Consider the following 20,154-nt stretch of genomic DNA (forward strand, 5'->3'; position numbering starts at 1 on the left):
GAGTTTCGATCAGGGTACCGTCACGTTGATCCGTGTCACGTTGTTGGTTTCGTCGAGTTCGTCGATGATGTTCAACGGATCCAGCGTGATTTCAAGGATATACGGTCCCGCAGGCACCCCCGTGACATCGATCCATTGCCCGGAAAGGTTCGAGCTGTAGACGTCGGCCCAACCGGCCTGGATGCCCTGGTTGCTGCAGTTGTAGCGCGCCGACGGATTGGCGGAGCCGTCGATTCGGCTGATGTCCATCAGGCAGAAGCCCACTTTCTTGCCCGTGCGCACCAGCGAGCCCGACGTGGTGAGCAGGCGGTACTGGGCAAAGCTGCGGAAGTGGTAATGGCCATGGCACTGCCCCCATTCGAACAGCGGACTGGCGGCCGGATTCCCGAGCACCAGGTCGGCCGTGCCGATGTTGCGGGTCTGCGTCGTGAAGCGCATCAGCTTCTTGGTGCCGGCGGTGATGGTGCCCTCCTCGATCTCGCAGGAATTGCTGGTGAAAGTCTCCGTGGTGAAGTAGGGGTTCAGCGCCGCGGCATTCACGACGAGATCGGGTTTGCCGGTGGCGACAGTACCGCTGTAGGTGGCCTTGATCGTTAGCCCCGAATAGGCGGTGTAGCCGTGCACCATCACGAAGTAGTCGCCGCTGCGTGCCGGATTGATGGTGACGGTCTCGTTGCTGCCCGGGAGATAGGGGCGCTGGTCATACGCGCTGGTGGTGGCAAGCTGGCCGAATTTCACGTAGATGTCCGCGTCGCCCGTGTTGCCGGTGATGCTGAAGGTTGCGCTGGTGGCGCCGGCCGGCACCGCGAATTTGAAGTTCGCCACGCTGTCCTTGGCGCCCGACAGGTCCGTGATGGGGGTGTTGTTCGCCAGCGTCTGGATCGCATCGCGGACCGTGAAGGTGCCGCTGGCGATGGCGCTGGTGGCGTAGCCGTTCGCGAAGGTGGCTGCCTTCACCGTGGTGGTGGCGGTGATGAGGATGGGGGCGGTGTACACCTCCGAGCCGGTGGTGGGCGTTGTGCCGTTGAGCGTGAAGCGGATGACGGCCGCAGGTGTTGTCGTCGCGAGTGTCGCGCTGACCTGGCCGGAGTAGGTTCCCGGGGCGGGCGAGAAGGTCGGCATGGCTGCCGCTGTGGCGCTGCCAGCGTTGTGGGTGGCCCTCAAGCTGACGCCGCTGTAGGCGGTGTAGCCGCGAACCATCACGTACCAGGCGCCGGCGGCGGGGTTGCTGACGGTGACGGTCTCGTTCGGGGTGGCCGAATAAGGACGATAGTCCCAGCTCGACTCGGTGGGCACCGCGCCGAACTTGACGTAGAGATCGGCGTCGCCGGCGGTTCCCGTGATCGCGAAGATGGCTTGGCTGGCCCCGGCCGGCACCGTGAAGACATAGTAGATCTTGTCGCCTGCGGCGGCGGAGTTCGGGCCGACCGCCACGCCATTGCTCAATGGCAGCGGGGCGCTGGCGGTCTGCCCGAAGGTGGCACCGCAGAACAGACTTGTTGCCGCCAACACCCAGGCGAGGACGAGGGCGCGAACCGACGATGACAACTGCTTCGACGCCATGATTTGGAGAATCCTCGAGTGAAAAGCATCAATAACCCCTCGATGGACGAGGCTAAATAAATGCTATCACCCGCTGCGTCCGGATTGGCCTCCAAACGCAGTTTCAAGAGGTAAGCAAGACGTGCCGGTGTTACGGCGTCACATCCCCGAATAGTTCGGTCCGCCGCCACCTTCGGGCGTCACCCACACGATGTTCTGCGTCGGATCCTTGATGTCACACGTCTTGCAGTGCACGCAGTTCTGCGCATTGATCTGCAGCCGGTCGGTGTTCTCCGGCGTCTTCACGAACTCGTAGACACCGGCCGGGCAGTAGCGCGCCTCGGGGCCGGCGTACTTGGCGAGGTTGATGTTCACCGGCACCGAGGCATCCTTCAGCGTCAGGTGCGCGGGCTGGTTCTCGGCGTGGTTGGTGTTGCTGATGAACACGCTGGAGAGGCGGTCGAAGGTCAGCTTGCCATCGGGCTTGGGGTAGACGATGGGTTGGCAGTCGGCCGCGGGCTTGAGGTAGGCGTAGTCGGGCTTGTCGCGGTGCAGGGTCCAGGGGATGTTGCCCTTCAGCACGAACTGCTCGATGCCGTTCATCAGCGTGGCCGTGGTCAGTCCCTTCTTGAACCAGGCCTTGAAGTTGCGCGACTTGTTGAGCTCGGCATGGAGCCAGCTCTTCTCGAAGGCCGCGGGGTAGGCGCTCAATTCGTCGTGTTGGCGTCCGTTGGTGACGGCGTCGTAGGCGGCTTCGGCGGCCAGCATGCCGGTCTTGATCGCGGCATGGCTGCCCTTGATGCGGCTCACGTTCAGGTAGCCGGCCTCGCAGCCGATCAGGGCGCCGCCCGGGAACACGGTCTTGGGCAGCGACAGCAGGCCGCCGGCCGTGATGGCGCGCGCGCCGTAGCCGATGCGCTTGGCCGGTTTCACGCCCGCCGCCTCGTCGCCTTCGAGGTACCAGCGGATGTTCGGGTGGGTCTTCCAGCGCTGCATTTCCTCGAAGGGGCTGAGGTAGGGGTTGGCATAGTCCAGGCCGGTGATGAAGCCCATCGTCACCTTGTTGTCTTCCATGTGGTACAGGAAGGCGCCGCCATAGGTGTTGCTGTCCATCGGCCAGCCGGCGGTGTGCAGCACGAAGCCGGGCTGGTGGCGCTTGGGATCGATCTCCCAGACTTCCTTCACGCCCAGGCCGTAGGTCTGCGGGTCCTTGCCGGCATCGAGCTGGAAGCGGGCGATGAGTTGGCGGCCCAGGTGGCCGCGCGCGCCTTCGGCGAAGATGGTGTATTTGCCATGCAACTCCATGCCGAGCTGGAAGTCGGCCGTGGGTTCACCTTCCTTGCTGATGCCCATGTTGCCGGTGGCCACACCCTTGACCGAACCGTCCGCGTTGTACAGCACCTCGGCGGCAGGGAAGCCGGGGAAGATTTCCACGCCCAGCGCCTCGGCCTGTTCGGCCAGCCAGCGCGTGACGTTGCCCAGGCTCACGATGTAGTTGCCGTGGTTCTGGAAGCATTGCGGCAGCAGGAAGTTCGGTGTGCGCACGCTGCCCTTGGGGCCGAGGAAAACCATGGCGTCGTCGGTCACGGGCTGGTTCAGCGGCGCGCCCTTGGCTTTCCAGTCCGGGATGAGCTCGCTCAGGGCGCGCGGGTCCATGATGGCGCCCGAGAGGATGTGTGCGCCGGGCTCCGAGCCTTTTTCCAGCACCACGACGGAGACGTCCGTGCCTTTCTCCGCGGCCAGTTGCTTCAGGCGGATCGCGGTCGCCAGGCCGCCAGGGCCGCCGCCGACGATCACCACGTCGTATTCCATGGCTTCGCGGGGTCCGTACTGGGCAAGGATTTCTTCGTTTGTCATCGTGTCTCTCTGGCGTTGGCCGTATGGGCTCAGGTCTTGGAGGAGGGCACTGCGCGGCCACGGCGTGGTTGCAGCGACGGATTTGGATCGCGGCCGATTTTATTCGTAGCGTCAAGGCAGCCTGTCACAATCGCTCGATACTTTTGCAGTGGAGACTTATCGCAATGGCTTACAGCATCGACCTTTCAGGCCGCATCGCCCTGGTCACCGGTGCTTCCGGCGGGCTGGGCGCGCAGTTCGCCCGCAGCCTTTCGCGCGCCGGTGCCGCCGTGGTGCTGGCCAGCCGCAACGTCGACCGGTTGAAGGACCTGCGCGCCCGCATCGAAGGCGAGGGCGGCGACTGCCATGTGGTCGAGCTCGACGTGACCGACCACGCCTCGATCAAGTCGGCCGTGGCCCATGCCGAGACCGAGGTCGGCTCCATCGACATCCTGGTCAACAATTCCGGCGTGAGCGCACCGGCGCGGCTCGAAGAGGTGGACGAGAACGAATTCGACTTCATGTTCGACACGAACGTGAAGGGCGCGTTCTTCGTGGCGCAGGAAGTGGCCAGGCGCATGCTCGCACGCGCCAACGGCTCGGCCCCCGGCACCTACACCGGCGGGCGCATCATCAACATCGCCAGCATGGCCGGGCTCAAGGTGCTGCCGCAGATCGGCGTGTACTGCATGAGCAAGGCTGCGGTGATCCAGATGACCCGCGCCATGGCGGTGGAGTGGGGCCGGCACGGCATCAATGTGAACGCCATCTGCCCTGGCTACATCGATACCGACATCAACCACCACCACTGGCAGACCGACCACGGCGAGAAGCTGATACAGACGCTGCCGCGCAAGCGCATGGGCAAGCCCGAGGACCTGGACGGCCTGCTGGTGCTGCTGGCCAGCGGGCAGAGCCATTTCGTCAACGGCGCGATCATTGCGGCGGACGACGGCTTCGGCGCAGCCTGACTTGGCAAACCCCCAGGTTGCGCACTGCGTGTCGCGCCCACCCCCTTGCAGGGGGCAACACCAGTGGCCCGGCAAAGGCTCACCTGAGCTTGTCGAAGGGCCGGTTCCACGGTGTTCCTGGAATAGAAAGAGACGTAATGACGGGTGTGCCTGATCAATGTTGACTGGTGTTTTAGCGGGCCTGGCGGCCGGGGCCTTCTGGGGCCTGGTGTTTGTCGTGCCGCGCTTGCTGAACGGGTTTTCGCCAGTCGACATCGCCGCGGGGCGTTACGTGGCCTGGGGCCTGCTCTCGGCCCTGCTGGTGTTCGGCACGCCGCGTGAAAGGCGTTGGCCGACCTGGCCGCAACTCGGGGCCGCGTTCACCATGAGCGTGCTCGGCGCCACGGGCTATTACCTGCTGGTGGTGCTGGCCGTGCGTGACGCCGGCACCGCTTTGCCGAGCCTGATCGTCGGCACGATCCCGATCTGGCTGATGCTGCTGGGCAAGCCCGGGCACCTGCGCTGGGCCACGCTGCTGCCGGGGTTGGCGCTCACGGCCGCAGGGCTGAGCCTGATGTTCGCGGCCGAGCAATCGTCGGACGTGGCCACGGATATGGTCAGCAACGCAGCCGCCCATCCGCACATCTGGCGCGGCATCGCGCTGGCCGTGGTGAGCATGGTGTCGTGGACGGTGTTCGCGCTGTACAACGCGGCCTGGCTCAGGCGCCATCCCGAGGTCACGGGCACGGTCTGGTCGAACTGGCTGGGCCTCGTCACCGGCGCCAGTGCCGTGGCCATGTGGATGGTTGCCGGGTCTGAGGCAAAATCGCTGCTCGCGCAGAACCAGACTGCGCTGGCTGCTCTTGTATTTGTAGCAACCGGCGTCGGCTCCGCCTGGCTCGGCTCCATTTTGTGGAATGTGGCCAGCCGGCGGCTGAGCACCAGCCTGTGCGGCCAGCTGATCGTGAGCGAGACCCTGTTCGCGCTGTTCTATTCCTTCGTGTGGGACGGCGCCTGGCCCAGCCCGCTGCAGTGGGCGGCCTGCGTGCTATTCACGCTGGGCATCATCGCCTCGATCCGCGCCCATCGCTGAGCGCGCGGTAGAGTTGCGCCATGAAAATCGAAATTCCCGAGAAGAAGAAGCTCGTCTTCGAGATGCGCATCCCGATCCGCTGGGGCGACATGGATGCGATGAACCATGTCAACAACGGCAGCTATTTCCGCTACCTGGAGATCGTGCGCATCGACTGGATGCGTTCCATCGGCTGCATGCCCGACCCGCAGGGCGACGGGCCGGTGATCGTCAACGCCTTCTGCAATTTCTACAGGCAGCTCGAATACCCGGGCGACGTGCTGGTGAAGATGTACGTCAGCGACGCAGCCCGCACCACCTTCGAGAGCTGGGCGACGATGGAGCGAGCCGACAACCCGGGCACCATCCACGCCGCGGGCGGCGCGACGACGATCTGGGTCAATTTCCCGAGCCAGAAGGCGGTGGCTTTGCCCGACTGGATGCGCAAGCTGGTGTCGGAGTAAGGCTGCACCACCCATCCTCCGTTCGTGCCGAGCCTGTGGAGCCAGGCCCTTCGACGCGCTCAGGAAGCTCGGATGTCCTTCGACGAGCTCAGGACGAACGGATCGATCAACCCCTTTCGTGCTGAGCCCGTCGAAGCATTCGCACCGAGTCCTTCTACGAAGCGGGGGCTCATCCCGCCGTCAGCCGCTGCACCAGGTCGGCCGTGCTGTTCGCCGCGTACTTGCGCATCAGCCGTGCGCGGTAGATCTCCACCGTGCGGTGGCTGATGCCGAGCAGGCGGCCGATGGCCTTGGAGGTGAGGCCGTCGAGCAGGGCGGCGGCCACCTCGCGTTCGCGTACCGTGAGCTCGGCCTTCACCGGCCGGCTCGACGACAAGTCTTCGAAAGTCCAGATGCCGGCATCGTGCGGCGCGCGGCGGTCGAAGGCCCGGCCGGTCACGTGGCACCAGAAGGTCTCGCCCTTGAAGCGGCCGTCCACGCGTTTCATGATGCGGTTGTCGGCGTAGTGGCCGCGGGTGTTGAGGATGGGCGCGATGCGCGCGCCGGTGCGTTCAAACTCGAGCGCGCTCGGGTACAGCACCAGGAAGGACTGGTTCACCAGCTGTTCGCGGGAGGCGCCGAACATCTCGCACAGATGCTGATTGCAGTCCACAATCGTGCGGTGGCGCGACAGCACGAGGCCCACCGGCGCCAGCTCGAAAGCGAGCCGGTAGTCGATCGCCGCGGCCATGGCGGCCAGGGGCTGGGGCGCCTCGGATTTTTCGTCCATCTTTGGGTTGCTACTTACGAGCTTCTACGTATGCGAATAGGTAGTATCGTCGGTCGTGTTTTTCATAGGAGCACTGTGTGAATAAAATTTTCCCCTCTGCGGACGCGGCCCTGAAAGGCGTCGTGCAGGACGGCCAGTTGATGGCGGTAGGCGGCTTCGGCCTGTGCGGCATCCCCGAAGCGCTGATCGACGCGCTGCGCGACAGCGCCGTCAAGAACCTGACGGTGGTCTCGAACAATGCGGGCGTGGACGGCTTCGGCCTGGGCAAGCTGTTGGAGACGCGGCAGATCAAGAAGATGATCTCCAGCTACGTCGGCGAGAACAAGGAGTTCGAACGCCAGTTCCTGGCCGGCGAACTCGAACTCGAGTTCACGCCGCAGGGCACGCTGGCCGAGAAGCTGCGCGCCGGCGGCGCGGGCATTCCGGCCTTCTTCACAAAGACCGGCGTGGGCACGCTCGTGGCCGAAGGCAAGGAGCAGCGCGACTTCGACGGTGAGACCTATGTCATGGAACGCTCGATCGTGCCCGACGTTTCTCTGGTCAAGGCGCATGTGGCCGACAAGTCGGGCAACCTGCAGTTCCGCCTGACCGCGCGCAACTTCAACCCGGCCGCGGCGATGGCGGGCAAGATCTGTATCGTCGAGGTCGAGAAGATCGTCGAGACCGGTGAACTCGCGCCCGACGAGATCCACCTGCCCGGCATCTACGTGCACCGCATCGTGCTCAATGCGAGCCCGGAAAAACGCATCGAGAAGCGCACCGTGAGCGCTGCCGCGCCCGTGGATGCGGCTGCCGCCAAGATCGAGGCGCAAGCCGTGATCGCCCAGGCCGCATCCGTCGATGCCGTGCCGCTGCCGCAAGTGCCCGTGAACAACAAGGAAGGTGTCTGACCATGCCCTGGACCCAAGATCAGATGGCCGCGCGTGCGGCCCAGGAACTCGAAGACGGTTTCTACGTGAACCTCGGCATCGGCATTCCGACGCTGGTCGCGAATTTCGTGCCGGCGGACAAGGAAGTCTGGCTCCAGTCGGAAAACGGCATGCTCGGCATCGGCCCGTTCCCCACCGAAGACGCCGTGGATGCCGACCTGATCAACGCCGGCAAGCAGACGGTGACCACCATCCCCGGCTCGGCCATCTTCGGCAGCCACGACAGCTTTGCCATGATCCGCGGCGGCAAGATCAACCTCAGCATCCTGGGCGCGATGCAGGTCAGCGAACATGGCGACCTGGCCAACTGGATGATCCCCGGCAAGATGGTCAAGGGCATGGGCGGCGCCATGGACCTGGTGGCCGGCGTCAAGCGCGTCATCGTGCTGATGGAACACGTCGCGAAGAAGAAGGACGGCACGGAAGACCTGAAGATCCTGCCCAAGTGCACCCTGCCGCTGACGGGGGTGGGCGTGGTGGACCGCATCATCACCGACTTGGCCGTGATGGACGTCACCTCCGACGGCCTGAAGGTGGTGGAACTCGCGCCCGGCGTGACGAAGGAACAGCTCCAGTCGAAGACGGGTGTGACGCTGATCTGAGGCGAATCAGCCAGCCGTCAATCGCAACGGCTGGTTCTCCAGGCGGAACACCGCCACGGCCTGCACCAGTTGCAGCGCCTGTGACTTGAGGCTGTCGGCCGCGGCGGCGCTTTGCTCGACCAGCGCCGCATTCTGTTGCGTGGCCTGGTCCATCTGCATCACGGCCTCGCCGATCTGCTGCACGCCGCTGCTTTGTTCGCCGCTGGCCGCGCTGATCTCGCCCATGATGTCGGTCACGCGGCGGATGGCCGTTACCACTTCCTGCATGGTGTGGCCCGCGCGGTCGACCAGGGCCGAGCCATGGCCCACCCGCTCCACGCTGGCGTGGATCAAGGTCTTGATCTCCTTCGCGGCTTCGGCGCTGCGCTGCGCCAAACTGCGCACCTCGCTGGCCACGACAGCGAAACCGCGACCCTGTTCGCCGGCGCGCGCGGCTTCGACGGCAGCGTTCAGCGCCAGGATGTTGGTCTGGAACGCGATGCCGTCGATCACGCCGATGATGTCGGCGATGCGGCTGGAACTGTCGTTGATGCCCTTCATCGTGCTCACCACCTGCGCCACCACGTCGCCGCCCTGCACGGCCACGGTGGACGCGTTCAACGCCAGCTGGTTGGCCTGGCGCGCATTGGCCGCGTTCTGCGTCACGGTGGAGCTGAGCTCCTCCATCGAAGCGGCCGTTTCCTCCAGTGCGCTGGCCTGCTGCTCGGTGCGTGCCGACAGGTCGTTGTTGCCCTGTGCGATCTCGGCGCTGGCCAGGGCCACGCTGTCGGCATTCAGGCGCACCCCGGCCACCACCTTGGACAGGCTGGACTGCATGTCGTAGAGCGCGTTGAGCAATTGCGCGACTTCATCCCGGCCGGGGCTCTGGCTGGCCACGGTGAGGTCGCCGTCGGCCACCGCGCGCGAGACCTGGACCGCCTGATGCAGGGGCCGTACCACCGATCGGCTGAACATCACCGCGGCGGCGATGCCGAGTGCACACACCACCGACATCACCGCCAGGCTGATCAGGGTCGCCTGTTGCGCGGCCTGGGTGGCGTCCGCAGAGACGGCGGCGCTGGCCTTCTGGATCATCTCGCCGGCCTGGTCCAGCAACTGGGCCGGCTCGCGGTCGATGCCTTGCACGGCCTTGTCGCCGGCCTGCGGATCGTGATCGGCGGCGTTGAAGGCGTCGAGGCCTTTGCGGTAGGCCACGCCCATGCGCTGGTGCGCCTGCGCGAATTTGTCCACCGCGTCCTTGCTCGGCCCGGCGGGCAGGCTGGCCTGCAGTTGCCGCGCCTGGGCGGCGACCTCCCGGTCCTTGGCCTCGAACGCGGCCCAGTAGCGCTCGAGCTGTTTGGCGTCCTTGCCGCGCAGCAGCACGTTTTTCCATTCCTGGGTCTGGGTGCGGAAGTCGTTGAGCATGCCGGCCACGGCACGTTCGTTCTGGAAGTTATCGGCCACCGTGGTGCGGTAGGTGGTGACGGCCTGGTTCAGGCGGTCGATGCCGAACAGGGCCGCTGCGAACAAAACCAGCAGCGCTGTGGCGAAGGCGAGGGGCAATTTGAGGCTGAGCTTCATGGGGTACCCTGGGTGAAACTGGTTGTAACGAGTTGCATTGTGGCGTTAAACCAGGCCCAGCGGGGGCGAAGTCCGGCACGGCCCCAGCCCCCTCGTTTGGGTGGATTGATCCCGCTCAACCATGACCCCGAAAATTCATCGGATACCAGAATTAATTCACGAATTCATAGAAACAGTACGCAAGAAAAAAACAAGTGTGCGCAATACGAGGAGGTGCCGATCGTCTTGAAGCGCAGGTCGCCGCAAGCCAGCCCGAGACGGGCGAAGGCGACCAAGGGGAATATCTTGAACAAGCGAAATTACGGGCTTTGGTATTTCAGGACGCTGCGTGCGCTGTCCAGCGCGGGCCCGCTGATGGCGATCCGCGAGACGTTCATTGCGCTGCTGCCCTTCTACATCGCTTCTTCGCTGCTGGAATTCTGGGTTTCGGCCGCCGATCTCTCGACGGTGGTGCCGCTGTGGCGCGTCGTCAACCTGGCCGTCGTCAACCTGCACGATTGCCTGACGCAGTTCTTTCCGCTGGTGGTGTCGCTGGTCCTGGGCGCGACCCTGGCCAAGTACAAGAACATGGACGGCTTGCAGGGCGGGGCGCTCTCGGCTTTCTGCCTGCATCTCATCGTGTTCATGCTGCGTCAGCGTTACGGCGAGGACTTCGCGCTCAAGATGGGGGCGCTGTTCGGCATCTTCATGCCCTTCCTGGTGGTTTATACCTTGCTCCTCGTCCAGGCATACGCGCCCCGCACCTTGCACGACGTGGGCCTGAGCCCGTTGTTGACCAGGAGCATCAACCTCATCTGCCCGGCGGTGGTCACGGTGGCCCTGGTGCACCTGCTGTTGCTGCAGGTGGCGCAAGTCTTCGCATCGCTGCAGGGGCAGCACAACCCGATCCTGCACTTGCCGCTGGTGTTGCAGGGCGTCATCCGGGTGTGCGTGGCCAACCTGCTGTGGAGTTTCGGGCTGCACGGTGAGAACCTTTTCAACCTGGTGGTCGGCAAGGAAATGTTGCAGCAGACGGTGGTGGGCGACTTCACCATGGCCAGCCTGTTGAACAGCTTCGTTCTTTTCGGAGGAGCGGGCGGCACGCTGTCGCTGCTGCTGGCAATGGTGCTGCGCGGCCGGGTCAGCGCCATCGGCAAGATCTCCGCGCCGTTCCAGCTCTTCAACATCAACGAGATCATGGTGTACGGCCATCCGGTGGTCTTCAATCCTTATTTGATCCTGCCGTTCCTGCTGTTCCCGGTCATCGGTTTCCTGTTGTCCTACGCGGTGGTGTCCAGCGGATGGGTGGCGGCCGTGCACAACGTGCAATGGATGATGCCGGTGGGATTGAGCGGCTATGTCGCGGGTGGCGGGCGCGCTTCGGCCATCGTCTTCCAGATCGCCATGCTGCTGCTCGGCGCGCTGATCTATCTGCCATTCCTGAAGCTGGAGCAGCAGGATTCCATGGTGCACAAGCTCGAGAAGCTGTTTTCCGAGGAGGCGCGGCCACAGCTGGACATCGCCAACGCGGCGGAAATGCGCTACGCCATCATCTACAAGAAGCGGCTGACGATCTATTCGGAGGCCATGCAGGCCATCGATCTGCTCAGCGCGGGCCGGATGTGCCTCTGGTACCAGCCGAAGATCGACGTGCGCACCGCCCAGGTCAGCGGCTTCGAGGCCCTGTTGCGCGTGGAATTGCGTGGTGGCAAGGTGGTGGGGCCGGCCTTCGTCGAGAAACTGGAGGCCGCCGGCTACTCTGACGCGCTCAACGCCTGGGTGGTGCAGGAGGCCGTGCGCAACCTGCAGGCGTGGAAGGAACTTGGCTTCGCGCCGGAGGTGAGCCTGAACGTGACGGCCGATTTCCTGGCCAACAAGGACAGCGTGGCCAACATCATTGAGCGGGTGGGCGGCTTTGCGGGGCAGGTCAAGCTGGAGATGCTGGAGAGCTCTTTCAGCCACGACTTCCAGAAGACACAGCGGCATGTGGATGAACTGAGCCGTGCCGGCATCCGGCTGTCGATCGACGATTTTGGCAGTGGCTACTCCAACCTCGCGCTGCTCAACAAGCTCGACATCGAAGCCATCAAGATCGACCGCAGCCTGTTGCTCGACGTGTCTTCGGAGCGGGGCCGTGTGTTGTATCGCGAGCTGTGTGCCCTCATTCGCCAGCTCGACTACGAGCTCGTGGCCGAGGGGGTGGAGACGGAGGCCGACGCGGCCTTCGTCAAGTCGTGCGGCGTGAAGGTCATCCAGGGGTGGTTGTATTCCCGGGCCCTGCCGTTGCAGCAGGCGATGGAATACGCGGTTCAGCGTGGCATGGTCGGTTCGGGAGGCCGCGTCGCTCTGGCTGCTTGAGCCGGATCGGCGACCCTTCGAGCCGGCGGTTGTCGGTCTGGTCCTACGAGGACCTGCGACGATGGCTTGCTGAAAGTCGGGTGGCAGGCGCGTAAGGTGCGTGCTGGTTTTGCGGTCGGGCTGGTGGTGGCCGCGGGACTGGCAGACGGTTGTTGTCTGCCCTCACTTGCTCTCACTTGCCCCTTCCGGCGCTCCGTACATCGCTACATGACCTCGATTCCAACCGACAGCGCCAGCCAGGGCTCGCGGTCCCGGCTTCCGCTGCCGCCCGGCGCGATGGTCGGCTTTGCCGCGGCGATTCTCGCCGTGCTGCTGATCGCGTATTTTTCTTTCACTTCCCTGGAAGTTCGCGCCCGCACGGCCGACCGCGTGAGCGCCACCATCACGGCCATCGAGCGCCTGCGCAATTTGCTGTCCGGCGTGAAGGACGCCGAGACCGGTCAGCGGGGCTATCTGCTCACCGGCGCCGAGCGCTACCTCGATCCGTACGTCGCAGCCAGGGCCGCGTTTCCAGGCCTGCTGCAGAGCGTGCACGATGTGGCCGACCCTGGCGTGCGGCAGCAGGAGCGGCTGAAGACGCTGGAGCAACTCGCCGGCATGAAGTTCGCCGAACTCGAGGAAACCATCGCGCTGCGTCGCTCGGGCGCGACCGAGGCGGCGCTGGCCCTGGTGCGCAGCGACCGCGGCCGGTTGACGATGGACCGCATCCGCGAGCTGGTCGAAGAGATGGTGGGAGAGGAGCAGACGCAGTTGGCCAAGCGGCAGGACGAATGGCAGAACGCCGTCAGCCTGTCGGCCCAGGTGCAGGGCGGTGGTTCGGCCCTGCTGCTGCTGCTGATCGCGGTGGCCATTGTGCTGTCCTCGCGCGACTATCGCGCGCGCGAGGCGCAGATGTGGCTGCGCGCCGGCCAGGCCGGCCTGAGCCTGAAGGTGCAGGGCGAGCAACGCCTGGACAAGCTGGGCGACAGCGTTCTCGCCTTCCTCTCCGACTACCTGGGCGCGCAGGTGGGGGCCCTCTACCTGGCCCAGGCCGACGGCAGCTTCCACCGCGTCGCCTCCTTCGCCACGCCTTCGCAACTCGACGTGGTGCGCCCTGGCGACGGCCTGCTCGGCCAGGCCGCCAAATTGAATCGCGCGATGCGCGTGAGCGACGTGCCGGCCGGCTACCTGCCGGTGACGTCGGGTCTGGGCGCGGAACGGCCGACCAGCCTCTTGATAGCGCCAGCCAGCGTGGACGGTGCGGTGCACGCGGTGATCGAACTCGGCTTCTTCCGCCGGATCGAGGCGGTGGACGAAGAGCTGCTGGCGCGGGTCTCCGAGGTGCTTGCCGTGGCGGTGCGCGCTTCCAAGGACCGCACCCGGCTCGAGGAGTTGCTGGAGGAAACCCAGCGCCAGGCCGAGGAACTGCAGGCCCAGCAGGAGGAATTGCGCGTCAGCAACGAAGAACTGGAAGAGCAGGGCCGCGCGCTCAAGGAGTCCCAGGCACAGCTGGAAACCCAGCAGAGCGAGTTGGAACAGACGAATTCCCAGCTCGAGGAGCAGGCGCAGTTGCTCGAGACGCAGAAGGACGAGCTCACCGATGCCCAGGCCGTCCTGGTGGCCAAGGCGGACGAACTCGCGCGCGCCAGCCAGTACAAGAGCGAATTCCTGGCCAACATGAGCCACGAACTGCGCACGCCGCTGAATTCGACACTGATCCTGGCCAAGCTGCTGGCGGACAACAAGGCCGGCAACCTGAGCGAGGAGCAGGTGAAGTTCGCCGAGACCATCTCCTCGGCGGGGAACGACCTGCTGACACTGATCAACGACATCCTCGACCTGTCCAAGATCGAGGCCGGCCAGGTCGAGCTGAGCCCGGAGACGGTCTCCCTGCCCAATCTGGTGGAGGCCACCATCAAAGGGATGCAGCCGCTCGCACAGCAGAAGGGCCTGCGCCTGACGGGCGAGGTGGTGCCGGGCACGCCGGTGCAGATCGAGACCGACGGCCAGCGGCTTGGCCAGATCCTGAAGAATCTGCTGTCGAACGCGCTCAAGTTCACGCATCGCGGCGAAGTCGCGCTGACCGTTTCGCAGCAGCCAGACGGCCAGGTGTGCTTCGCCGTGCGCGACACCGGCATCGGCATCGATCCAGCGAACCAGTCGCTGATCTTCGACGCTTTCCGCCAGGCCGATGGCAGCACGCACCGCAAGTATGGCGGCACCGGCCTGGGCTTGTCGATTTCCCGCGACTTGGCGCATCTGCTCGGCGGCAGCATCACGGTGCAAAGCGTGCCGGGCGAGGGCAGCGTGTTCAGCCTGTGCCTGCCCAGCGTCTACGAGGTGCAGTCTGCGCCCAGTCCGGTGCCGGCGGCTGCCGCGCCAGCGCCCGCACCGGCGCGCTCGACCATGCCGCCGAGGCCGCTGCAGGGCGGCGTGGGCGGGCCTGCGGGCAACGAGGGACACACGGCGCCACCCCCGGTGCACTGGCCGCCGACCATTGCGGACGACCGCGACGCGCTGCAGCCCAACGCGCGGCTGATCCTGGTGATCGAAGACGACCTCCGCTTCGCCGCCATCCTGCGCGATCTGGCGCGCGAGATGAATTTCCAGTGCGTGGTGACGCATTCGGCCGGCGACGGGCTGATGGCGGCCGAGACCTACCGGCCCAGCGCCATCCTGCTCGACATGAACCTGCCTGATCACTCCGGCCTGGGTGTGCTCGACCAGCTCAAGCGCAATGCACGCACGCGGCACATTCCGGTGCATGTGCTGTCGGTGGCCGACTACATCCACGAGGCGCTCGAGCTCGGCGCCATCGGCTACGACCTGAAGCCGGTGAAGCGCAGCCAGCTCGTGGAGGCGCTGCAGCGCCTGGAGGCCAAGTTCTCGCAGAGCGTACGGCGCGTGCTGGTGGTGGAGGACGACGCGCGCCAGCGCGAGAGCATCAGCCATCTGCTGGGCAACGGCGAGGTGGAGATCACCGGCGTGGAGACGGCCGGCCAGGCATTGGCCGCGCTGGGGCGGAAAACCTTCGACTGCATGATCATGGACCTGAACCTGCCCGACCTGTCGGGCTACGAGTTGCTGCAGCAGATGGTGGCGCAGGACAGCGCGTCGTTTCCGCCCGTCATCGTCTACACCGGCCGCTCGCTGACCCGCGACGAGGAGGAGAAGCTGCGACGGTTTTCCAAGTCCATCATCATCAAGGACGCGCGCTCGCCGGAGCGGCTTCTCGACGAGGTCACGCTGTTCCTGCACCAGGTGGAATCCACGCTGCCGGCGGAGGTGCAGCGCATGCTGCGCCTGGCGCGCGACCGCGACGAGACGCTGGAGGGCCGGCGCATCCTGGTGGTGGAGGACGACGTGCGCAACATCTTTGCGCTCACCAGCGTGCTCGAACCCAAGGGCGCCAAGGTGCAGCTCGCGCGCAACGGCCGCGAGGCGCTGGAGGTGCTGGAGCGCAGCCGCGATCAGGCCGCCCATGCCGATGGCACGTCAGGGCCGATCGACCTGGTGCTGATGGACATCATGATGCCCGAGATGGACGGCTTCACGGCCATGCGCGAGATCCGCAAGCAGCCCGTGTGGAAGAAGCTGCCGATCATCGCGCTGACCGCCAAAGCCATGAAGGACGACCAGGAGAAATGCCTGGCCGCGGGCGCCAACGACTACATCGCCAAACCGCTGGACGTGGAGAAACTGCTCTCGCTGGTGCGGGTGTGGATGCCGAAATAAGCGACGAGGTCCACCACCGTGCCCCACCGCCTCTTCGACATCGAGATGCGTCTGCTGATCGACGCCATCTACCTCAAGTACCACTTCGACTTCAGGAGCTACGCCAGCGCCTCGCTGAAGCGGCGCCTCACCGCGGCCATGGGGCGTTTCGGCTGCGACACGCTTTCGCAGCTGCAGGACAAGGTGCTGCACGACGCGGCGGTGTTTCCTGCGCTGCTCGACTACCTCACCGTGCAGGTCAGCGAGATGTTCCGCGATCCGGACTACTTCCGCTCCCTACGCCGCGAGGTGGTGCCGCTGCTGCGCACTTATCCCTCGCTGAAGATCTGGGTGGCCGGCTGCAGCACCGGGGAGGAGGTGTACTCGCTGGCCATCCTGCTGCGCGAGGAGGGACTGCTTGCGCGCACGCTGATCTACGCCACCGACATCAATCCGCAGGCGCTGCAGCGTGCGGAGACCGGCATCTACGACCTGGACCGCATCGCGCTGTTCACCACCAACCACCAGAAATCGGGTGCGCGCAACTCTTTGTCGGACTACTACACCGCGGCTTACGGCCGGGCCGTGTTCGACAAGTCGCTGCGCGAGCACATCGTGTTCTCCGACCACAGCCTGGCCACCGACAGCGTGTTTGCCGAGGTGCACCTGGTGTCTTGCCGCAATGTGCTGATCTACTTCGACCGGGCGCTGCAGGATCGCGCGCTCACCCTGTTCCGAGACGCGCTGTGCCGCAAGGGCTTCCTCGGCCTGGGCGCGAAGGAGTCGCTGCGCTTCTCGGCCTGCGCCGACGACTTCGACGAGCTGGTGCGCGAAGACCGCATCTTCCAGAAAAAGGCGAGCGCATGAAGGACGCGCTGGCGTTGCGGGGGCAGGTGGACGCCGTGGTCGTCGGCGCCTCGGCCGGCGGCGTGGAGGCGCTGATCCAGTTGCTGCCGGCGTTCGCCGCGGGGTTCCAAGGCGCGGTGATCGTCGTGCTGCACCTGCCGCGCGACCGGCGCAGCCTGCTGGTGGACATCTTCCAGCCCCGGTGCGCACTGGCGGTGCGCGAGGCGCAGGACAAGGAGTCGGTGGCCGGCGGCACGATCTATTTCGCGCCGCCGGACTATCACCTGCTGGTCGATCGCGGCCCCGACGCGAGGCCCCAGTTGGCGCTGTCGGTGGATGAGGCGGTGAACTATTCGCGGCCTTCGATCGACGTGTTGTTCGAGTCGGCCGCCGACGTCTACCGCGAGCGGCTGATGGGCATCGTGCTCACCGGCGGCAACCAGGACGGCGCCTCGGGCCTGATGGCGGTGCAGCGCGCCGGCGGCGTGAGCGTGGTGCAAGACCCCGAGACCGCGCAGGTGAGCCTGATGCCGGCATCGGCCTTGGCGGCGGTGAAAGACGGCCCGGTCGACTTCGTGCTGCCGCTGCCGGACATGGCGGATCTTTTGAAAACGATGAGCGAAGGGGAGATGACGTGAGCCACGAACCGGAAGGCCCGATGGGTGATCGCAACGTCCATGGCGGCGGCGATCAGCCCGTGCCGGGCCCGCGCGTGAAATGCCTGCTGGTCGATGACCTGCAGGAAAACCTGCTCGCCTTGTCGGCACTGCTGCGCCGTGACGACGTGGAGCTGCTGCTCGCGCGCTCGGGCATGGAGGCACTGGAACTGCTGCTCAAGCACGATGTGGCGCTGGCCTTGCTCGACGTGCAGATGCCCGAGATGGACGGCTTCGAGCTGGCCGAACTGATGCGCGGCAGCGAGCGCACGCGCCATGTGCCCATCATCTTCGTCACCGCCGGTGCGCGCGACCAGCAGCGGCTGTTCAAGGGTTATGACAGCGGCGCGGTGGATTTCCTTTTCAAGCCGATCGAGGCGCACATTCTCAAGAGCAAGGCCGAGGTGTTCTTCCAGTTGTACCGTCAGAAGCGGCAGCTCGCGCAGAACCTGGCCGAGCGCACCGAAACGCTGCGCCTGCACGAGATGTTCACCGCCGTGCTCGGGCACGATCTGCGTGGGCCGCTGTCCGCGATGATGATGGCCGCCCAGGTGCTGACCCGCCGGCCGGAAGAACCGGTGCAGAAGGTGGGTGCGCGCCTGATCAAGAGCGGCCACTGGATGGCGCGCATGATCGAGGACGTGCTCGATGTCAGCCGCGCGCGGTTGGCCGGCGGCATTCCGGTGAAGCGGCAGCACTTCGACCTGGGCCAGCTGGTGGAACGCATCGCCGGTGACTACCGTACGCTTTTCCCGGATCACGCGATCACGGTCTCGCTGCTGGGTGATCTGAGCGGGCATCTTGATGAAGACCGTTGGGTACAGGTGGTGTCGAACCTGGTGGGCAATGCGCTGCACCATGGCCAGCCGGAAGATCCGGTCGAAGTCCGCGCCGATGGCCGTTCGGCCGACGCCATCTTCCTGAGCGTGGCCAATGGCGGTGCGATCCCGCCCGAGGTGTTGCCCTCGATCTTCGACCCCTTCCGCCGCGGCGGGAGGACCTCGTCGCGCGCCGAGGGGCTGGGCCTGGGGTTGTACATCGTGCAGCAGATCGTGCGCTCGCACGGTGGCACGGTGGATGTCGCGACGCCGGACGGCAAAACGGTGTTCACCGTGACGGTGCCGCGTGGCTGAATTTCGGGGGGGGGGGAGGCGGATCTGGAGCGGGTGAAGGGAATCGAACCCTCGTCAGTTGCTTGGGAAGCAACAGCTCTGCCATTGAGCTACACCCGCATGCAGCAACCCGCCTGTGTTGGGCGGGTTGTGAAGGCTCTGGATTGTAGGGGATTCCTGGCCCCGGCCTTGGCGGCGGGACCGGGGAATTCCCGAGGGCTCAGGTGGGCGTGTCGAGCACCGGGCTGGCTTTGGTCTGGTGATCGATGCGCTCCTCGGCCGTCTCGATGTGGATCGGCTTGCCATGGGCCTTCTTCAGCTTGATCAGGAAGGCCACGATCTGCCACACGACCAGGATCGCGATCACGCTCAGCAAGGTGGCGCTGATGGGCCGCGTCACGAAGGCGCTGAAGCTGCCGCGGCTCAGCAGCATGGTGCGTCGGAAGTTCTCCTCCAGCATCGGGCCGAGAATGAAGCCCAGCATCAGCGGCGCGGCTTCCATGTCCAGGCGCAGGAACAGGTAGCCGATCAGGCCGAACACCGCGGTGGTGTAGATGTCGTCCAGGCTGTTGTTGATGCTGAAGGTGCCGATGCAGCAGAAGAACATGATGGCCGGGAACAGCACGGTGTACGGGATCTTGAACACCGACAGCCAGTAGCGCACCAGCGGCACGTTCAGCACCACCAGGAACACGTTGCCGACCCACATGCTGGCCACCAGGCCCCAGAACAGGTCGGGATGGGTGGCGATCATGTTCGGGCCGGGCTGGATGCCCTTGACCACGAAGGCGGCCATCATCAGCGCCATGACGGCGTTTTCGGGAATGCCGATGGCCATCAGCGGAATGAAGCTGGTGCGCGCGGCAGCTTCGTCGGCAGCGGCCTGGCCGGCCACGCCTTCGATGCAGCCGGTGCCGATCTCGTGCTTGTACTTGCTGAACTTCTTGTCCGCTGCGTAGGCGGCGAACTGGGCGATGGTCGGGCCGCCGCCGGGCAAAATGCCCAGGATCGAGCCGATCACGCTGCCGCGCAGGGCGCTGGGGATGATGCGCTTGAACTCGGGCCAGGTCGGCATGAGCTTGATGGTGCCGTTGAACGGTGTGAGCACGCTCTTGCTGTCCAGGTTCTTCACCACTTCGGCGATGCCGAAGCAGCCCAGCGCGATGCTGATGAGGCCGATGCCATCCATCAGGAACGGCAGGTTCATGGTGTAGCGGGCCACGCCGGAATTGACGTCGGTGCCGACCATGCCGAGCAGCACCCCGACCATGGCCATGGCCAGGCCGTTGAGCAGGCTGCCGGCGGAGACGAAGCTCACGCAGAAGAAGCCGAGCAGCATCAGCGCGCAGTAGTCGGCCGGGCCGAACAGGAAGCCGACTTCGCCGAGCGCCGGCGCCATCGTCGACAGCACCACGATGGCCACCGTACCGCCGATGAAGCTGGAGATGCCTGCGGTGAACAGCGCCAGTCCAGTCTTGCCCTTGAGCGTCATCTGGTAGCCATCGATACAGGCGACGATGCTGCTGGCGTGCGGTATCTTCATCGTGATCGCGCTCACGCTATCCCCGTACTGAGCCCCGTAGTAGATACCGGCCAGCATGATCAGCGCGCCGCCCGTGGGGATGGAATAGGTCAGGGGCAGCAGCAGGCTGATGGTCGACAGCGGGCCGAGGCCCGGCAACAGGCCGATCAGGGTGCCGACGGTGCAGCCGAGTGCGCAGTACAAGAGGTTCTGCCACGTCAAGGCGTGCTCGAACCCGAGGGAGAGGTTGTTGATGATTTCCAT

Annotated in this window: 15 protein-coding genes and 1 tRNA gene; 10 read left to right on the plus strand and 6 right to left on the minus strand. The window is 65.4% G+C overall.

The window, feature by feature from the left end:
* Positions 1–9: 9 nt before the first annotated feature.
* The gene (locus RD110_RS12445) at positions 10–1,563 is read right to left on the minus strand and encodes a lysyl oxidase family protein (RefSeq protein ID WP_076199783.1); all 1,554 of its coding nucleotides are present in this window, start codon (positions 1,561–1,563) and stop codon (positions 10–12) included.
* 138 nt (positions 1,564–1,701) lie between these two features.
* Positions 1,702–3,399: an electron transfer flavoprotein-ubiquinone oxidoreductase gene (locus RD110_RS12450; RefSeq protein ID WP_076199784.1), complete on the minus strand. Its 1,698-nt coding sequence runs from the start codon at positions 3,397–3,399 to the stop codon at positions 1,702–1,704.
* A gap of 164 nt (positions 3,400–3,563) precedes the next feature.
* On the opposite strand from RD110_RS12450, the gene RD110_RS12455 reads away from it, so the two are divergent.
* The 3 genes from RD110_RS12455 to RD110_RS12465 all read left to right on the plus strand — a co-directional run bounded on the left by RD110_RS12455 (position 3,564) and on the right by RD110_RS12465 (position 5,864).
* On the plus strand, positions 3,564–4,349 hold the full coding sequence (locus tag RD110_RS12455) for an SDR family oxidoreductase (protein WP_076199785.1): 786 nt from the start codon (positions 3,564–3,566) through the stop codon (positions 4,347–4,349).
* Between the two features lie 157 nt (positions 4,350–4,506).
* Positions 4,507–5,421, plus strand: a complete 915-nt coding sequence (locus RD110_RS12460; protein WP_076199786.1) for a DMT family transporter — start codon at positions 4,507–4,509, stop codon at positions 5,419–5,421.
* A 20-nt stretch (positions 5,422–5,441) separates the two neighbouring features.
* Positions 5,442–5,864, plus strand: a complete 423-nt coding sequence (locus tag RD110_RS12465) for an acyl-CoA thioesterase (RefSeq protein WP_076199787.1) — start codon at positions 5,442–5,444, stop codon at positions 5,862–5,864.
* A gap of 169 nt (positions 5,865–6,033) precedes the next feature.
* Here the strand turns inward: RD110_RS12465 and RD110_RS12470 are convergent, their stop codons facing one another.
* Positions 6,034–6,633, minus strand: coding sequence for a PAS and helix-turn-helix domain-containing protein (locus RD110_RS12470; protein ID WP_239467227.1), 600 nt, complete (start codon positions 6,631–6,633; stop codon positions 6,034–6,036).
* A gap of 77 nt (positions 6,634–6,710) precedes the next feature.
* On the opposite strand from RD110_RS12470, the gene RD110_RS12475 reads away from it, so the two are divergent.
* Positions 6,711–7,523 carry a CoA transferase subunit A gene (locus RD110_RS12475; protein WP_076199788.1) on the plus strand — a complete coding sequence of 271 codons (813 nt, stop codon included), beginning with the start codon at positions 6,711–6,713 and terminating at the stop codon, positions 7,521–7,523.
* Between the two features lie 2 nt (positions 7,524–7,525).
* Positions 7,526–8,164 (plus strand): CoA transferase subunit B, encoded by a 639-nt coding sequence (locus RD110_RS12480; RefSeq protein WP_076199789.1) that lies wholly within the window; start codon positions 7,526–7,528, stop codon positions 8,162–8,164.
* A gap of 6 nt (positions 8,165–8,170) precedes the next feature.
* Here the strand turns inward: RD110_RS12480 and RD110_RS12485 are convergent, their stop codons facing one another.
* Positions 8,171–9,724 carry a methyl-accepting chemotaxis protein gene (locus tag RD110_RS12485; protein WP_076199790.1) on the minus strand — a complete coding sequence of 518 codons (1,554 nt, stop codon included), beginning with the start codon at positions 9,722–9,724 and terminating at the stop codon, positions 8,171–8,173.
* 285 nt (positions 9,725–10,009) lie between these two features.
* Between RD110_RS12485 and RD110_RS12490 the strand changes: the two genes are divergently transcribed.
* The 5 genes from RD110_RS12490 to RD110_RS12510 all read left to right on the plus strand — a co-directional run bounded on the left by RD110_RS12490 (position 10,010) and on the right by RD110_RS12510 (position 18,389).
* Entirely contained in the window at positions 10,010–12,061 is a 2,052-nt protein-coding gene (locus tag RD110_RS12490) for an EAL domain-containing protein (protein WP_157900170.1), read from the plus strand.
* A gap of 207 nt (positions 12,062–12,268) precedes the next feature.
* Positions 12,269–15,775, plus strand: coding sequence for a response regulator (locus tag RD110_RS12495; protein WP_076199792.1), 3,507 nt, complete (start codon positions 12,269–12,271; stop codon positions 15,773–15,775).
* Between the two features lie 45 nt (positions 15,776–15,820).
* On the plus strand, positions 15,821–16,621 hold the full coding sequence (locus RD110_RS12500) for a CheR family methyltransferase (RefSeq protein WP_076204887.1): 801 nt from the start codon (positions 15,821–15,823) through the stop codon (positions 16,619–16,621).
* Entirely contained in the window at positions 16,618–17,238 is a 621-nt protein-coding gene (locus tag RD110_RS12505; RefSeq protein ID WP_076199793.1) for a chemotaxis protein CheB, read from the plus strand. Before RD110_RS12500 ends, RD110_RS12505 begins: the two co-directional genes overlap by 4 nt.
* A 20-nt stretch (positions 17,239–17,258) precedes the next feature.
* A complete protein-coding gene (locus RD110_RS12510; protein ID WP_076204889.1) occupies positions 17,259–18,389 on the plus strand; it encodes a hybrid sensor histidine kinase/response regulator in 1,131 nt (376 codons plus the stop codon).
* Between the two features lie 25 nt (positions 18,390–18,414).
* Here RD110_RS12510 and RD110_RS12515 read toward each other — a convergent pair.
* Both RD110_RS12515 and RD110_RS12520 read right to left on the minus strand, forming a co-directional pair.
* A tRNA-Gly gene (locus tag RD110_RS12515) sits at positions 18,415–18,488 on the minus strand.
* 100 nt (positions 18,489–18,588) lie between these two features.
* Positions 18,589–20,154: a tripartite tricarboxylate transporter permease gene (locus tag RD110_RS12520; RefSeq protein ID WP_076199794.1), complete on the minus strand. Its 1,566-nt coding sequence runs from the start codon at positions 20,152–20,154 to the stop codon at positions 18,589–18,591.

Source organism: Rhodoferax koreense (genome assembly GCF_001955695.1).
GTDB lineage: Bacteria > Pseudomonadota > Gammaproteobacteria > Burkholderiales > Burkholderiaceae_C > Rhodoferax_B > Rhodoferax_B koreensis.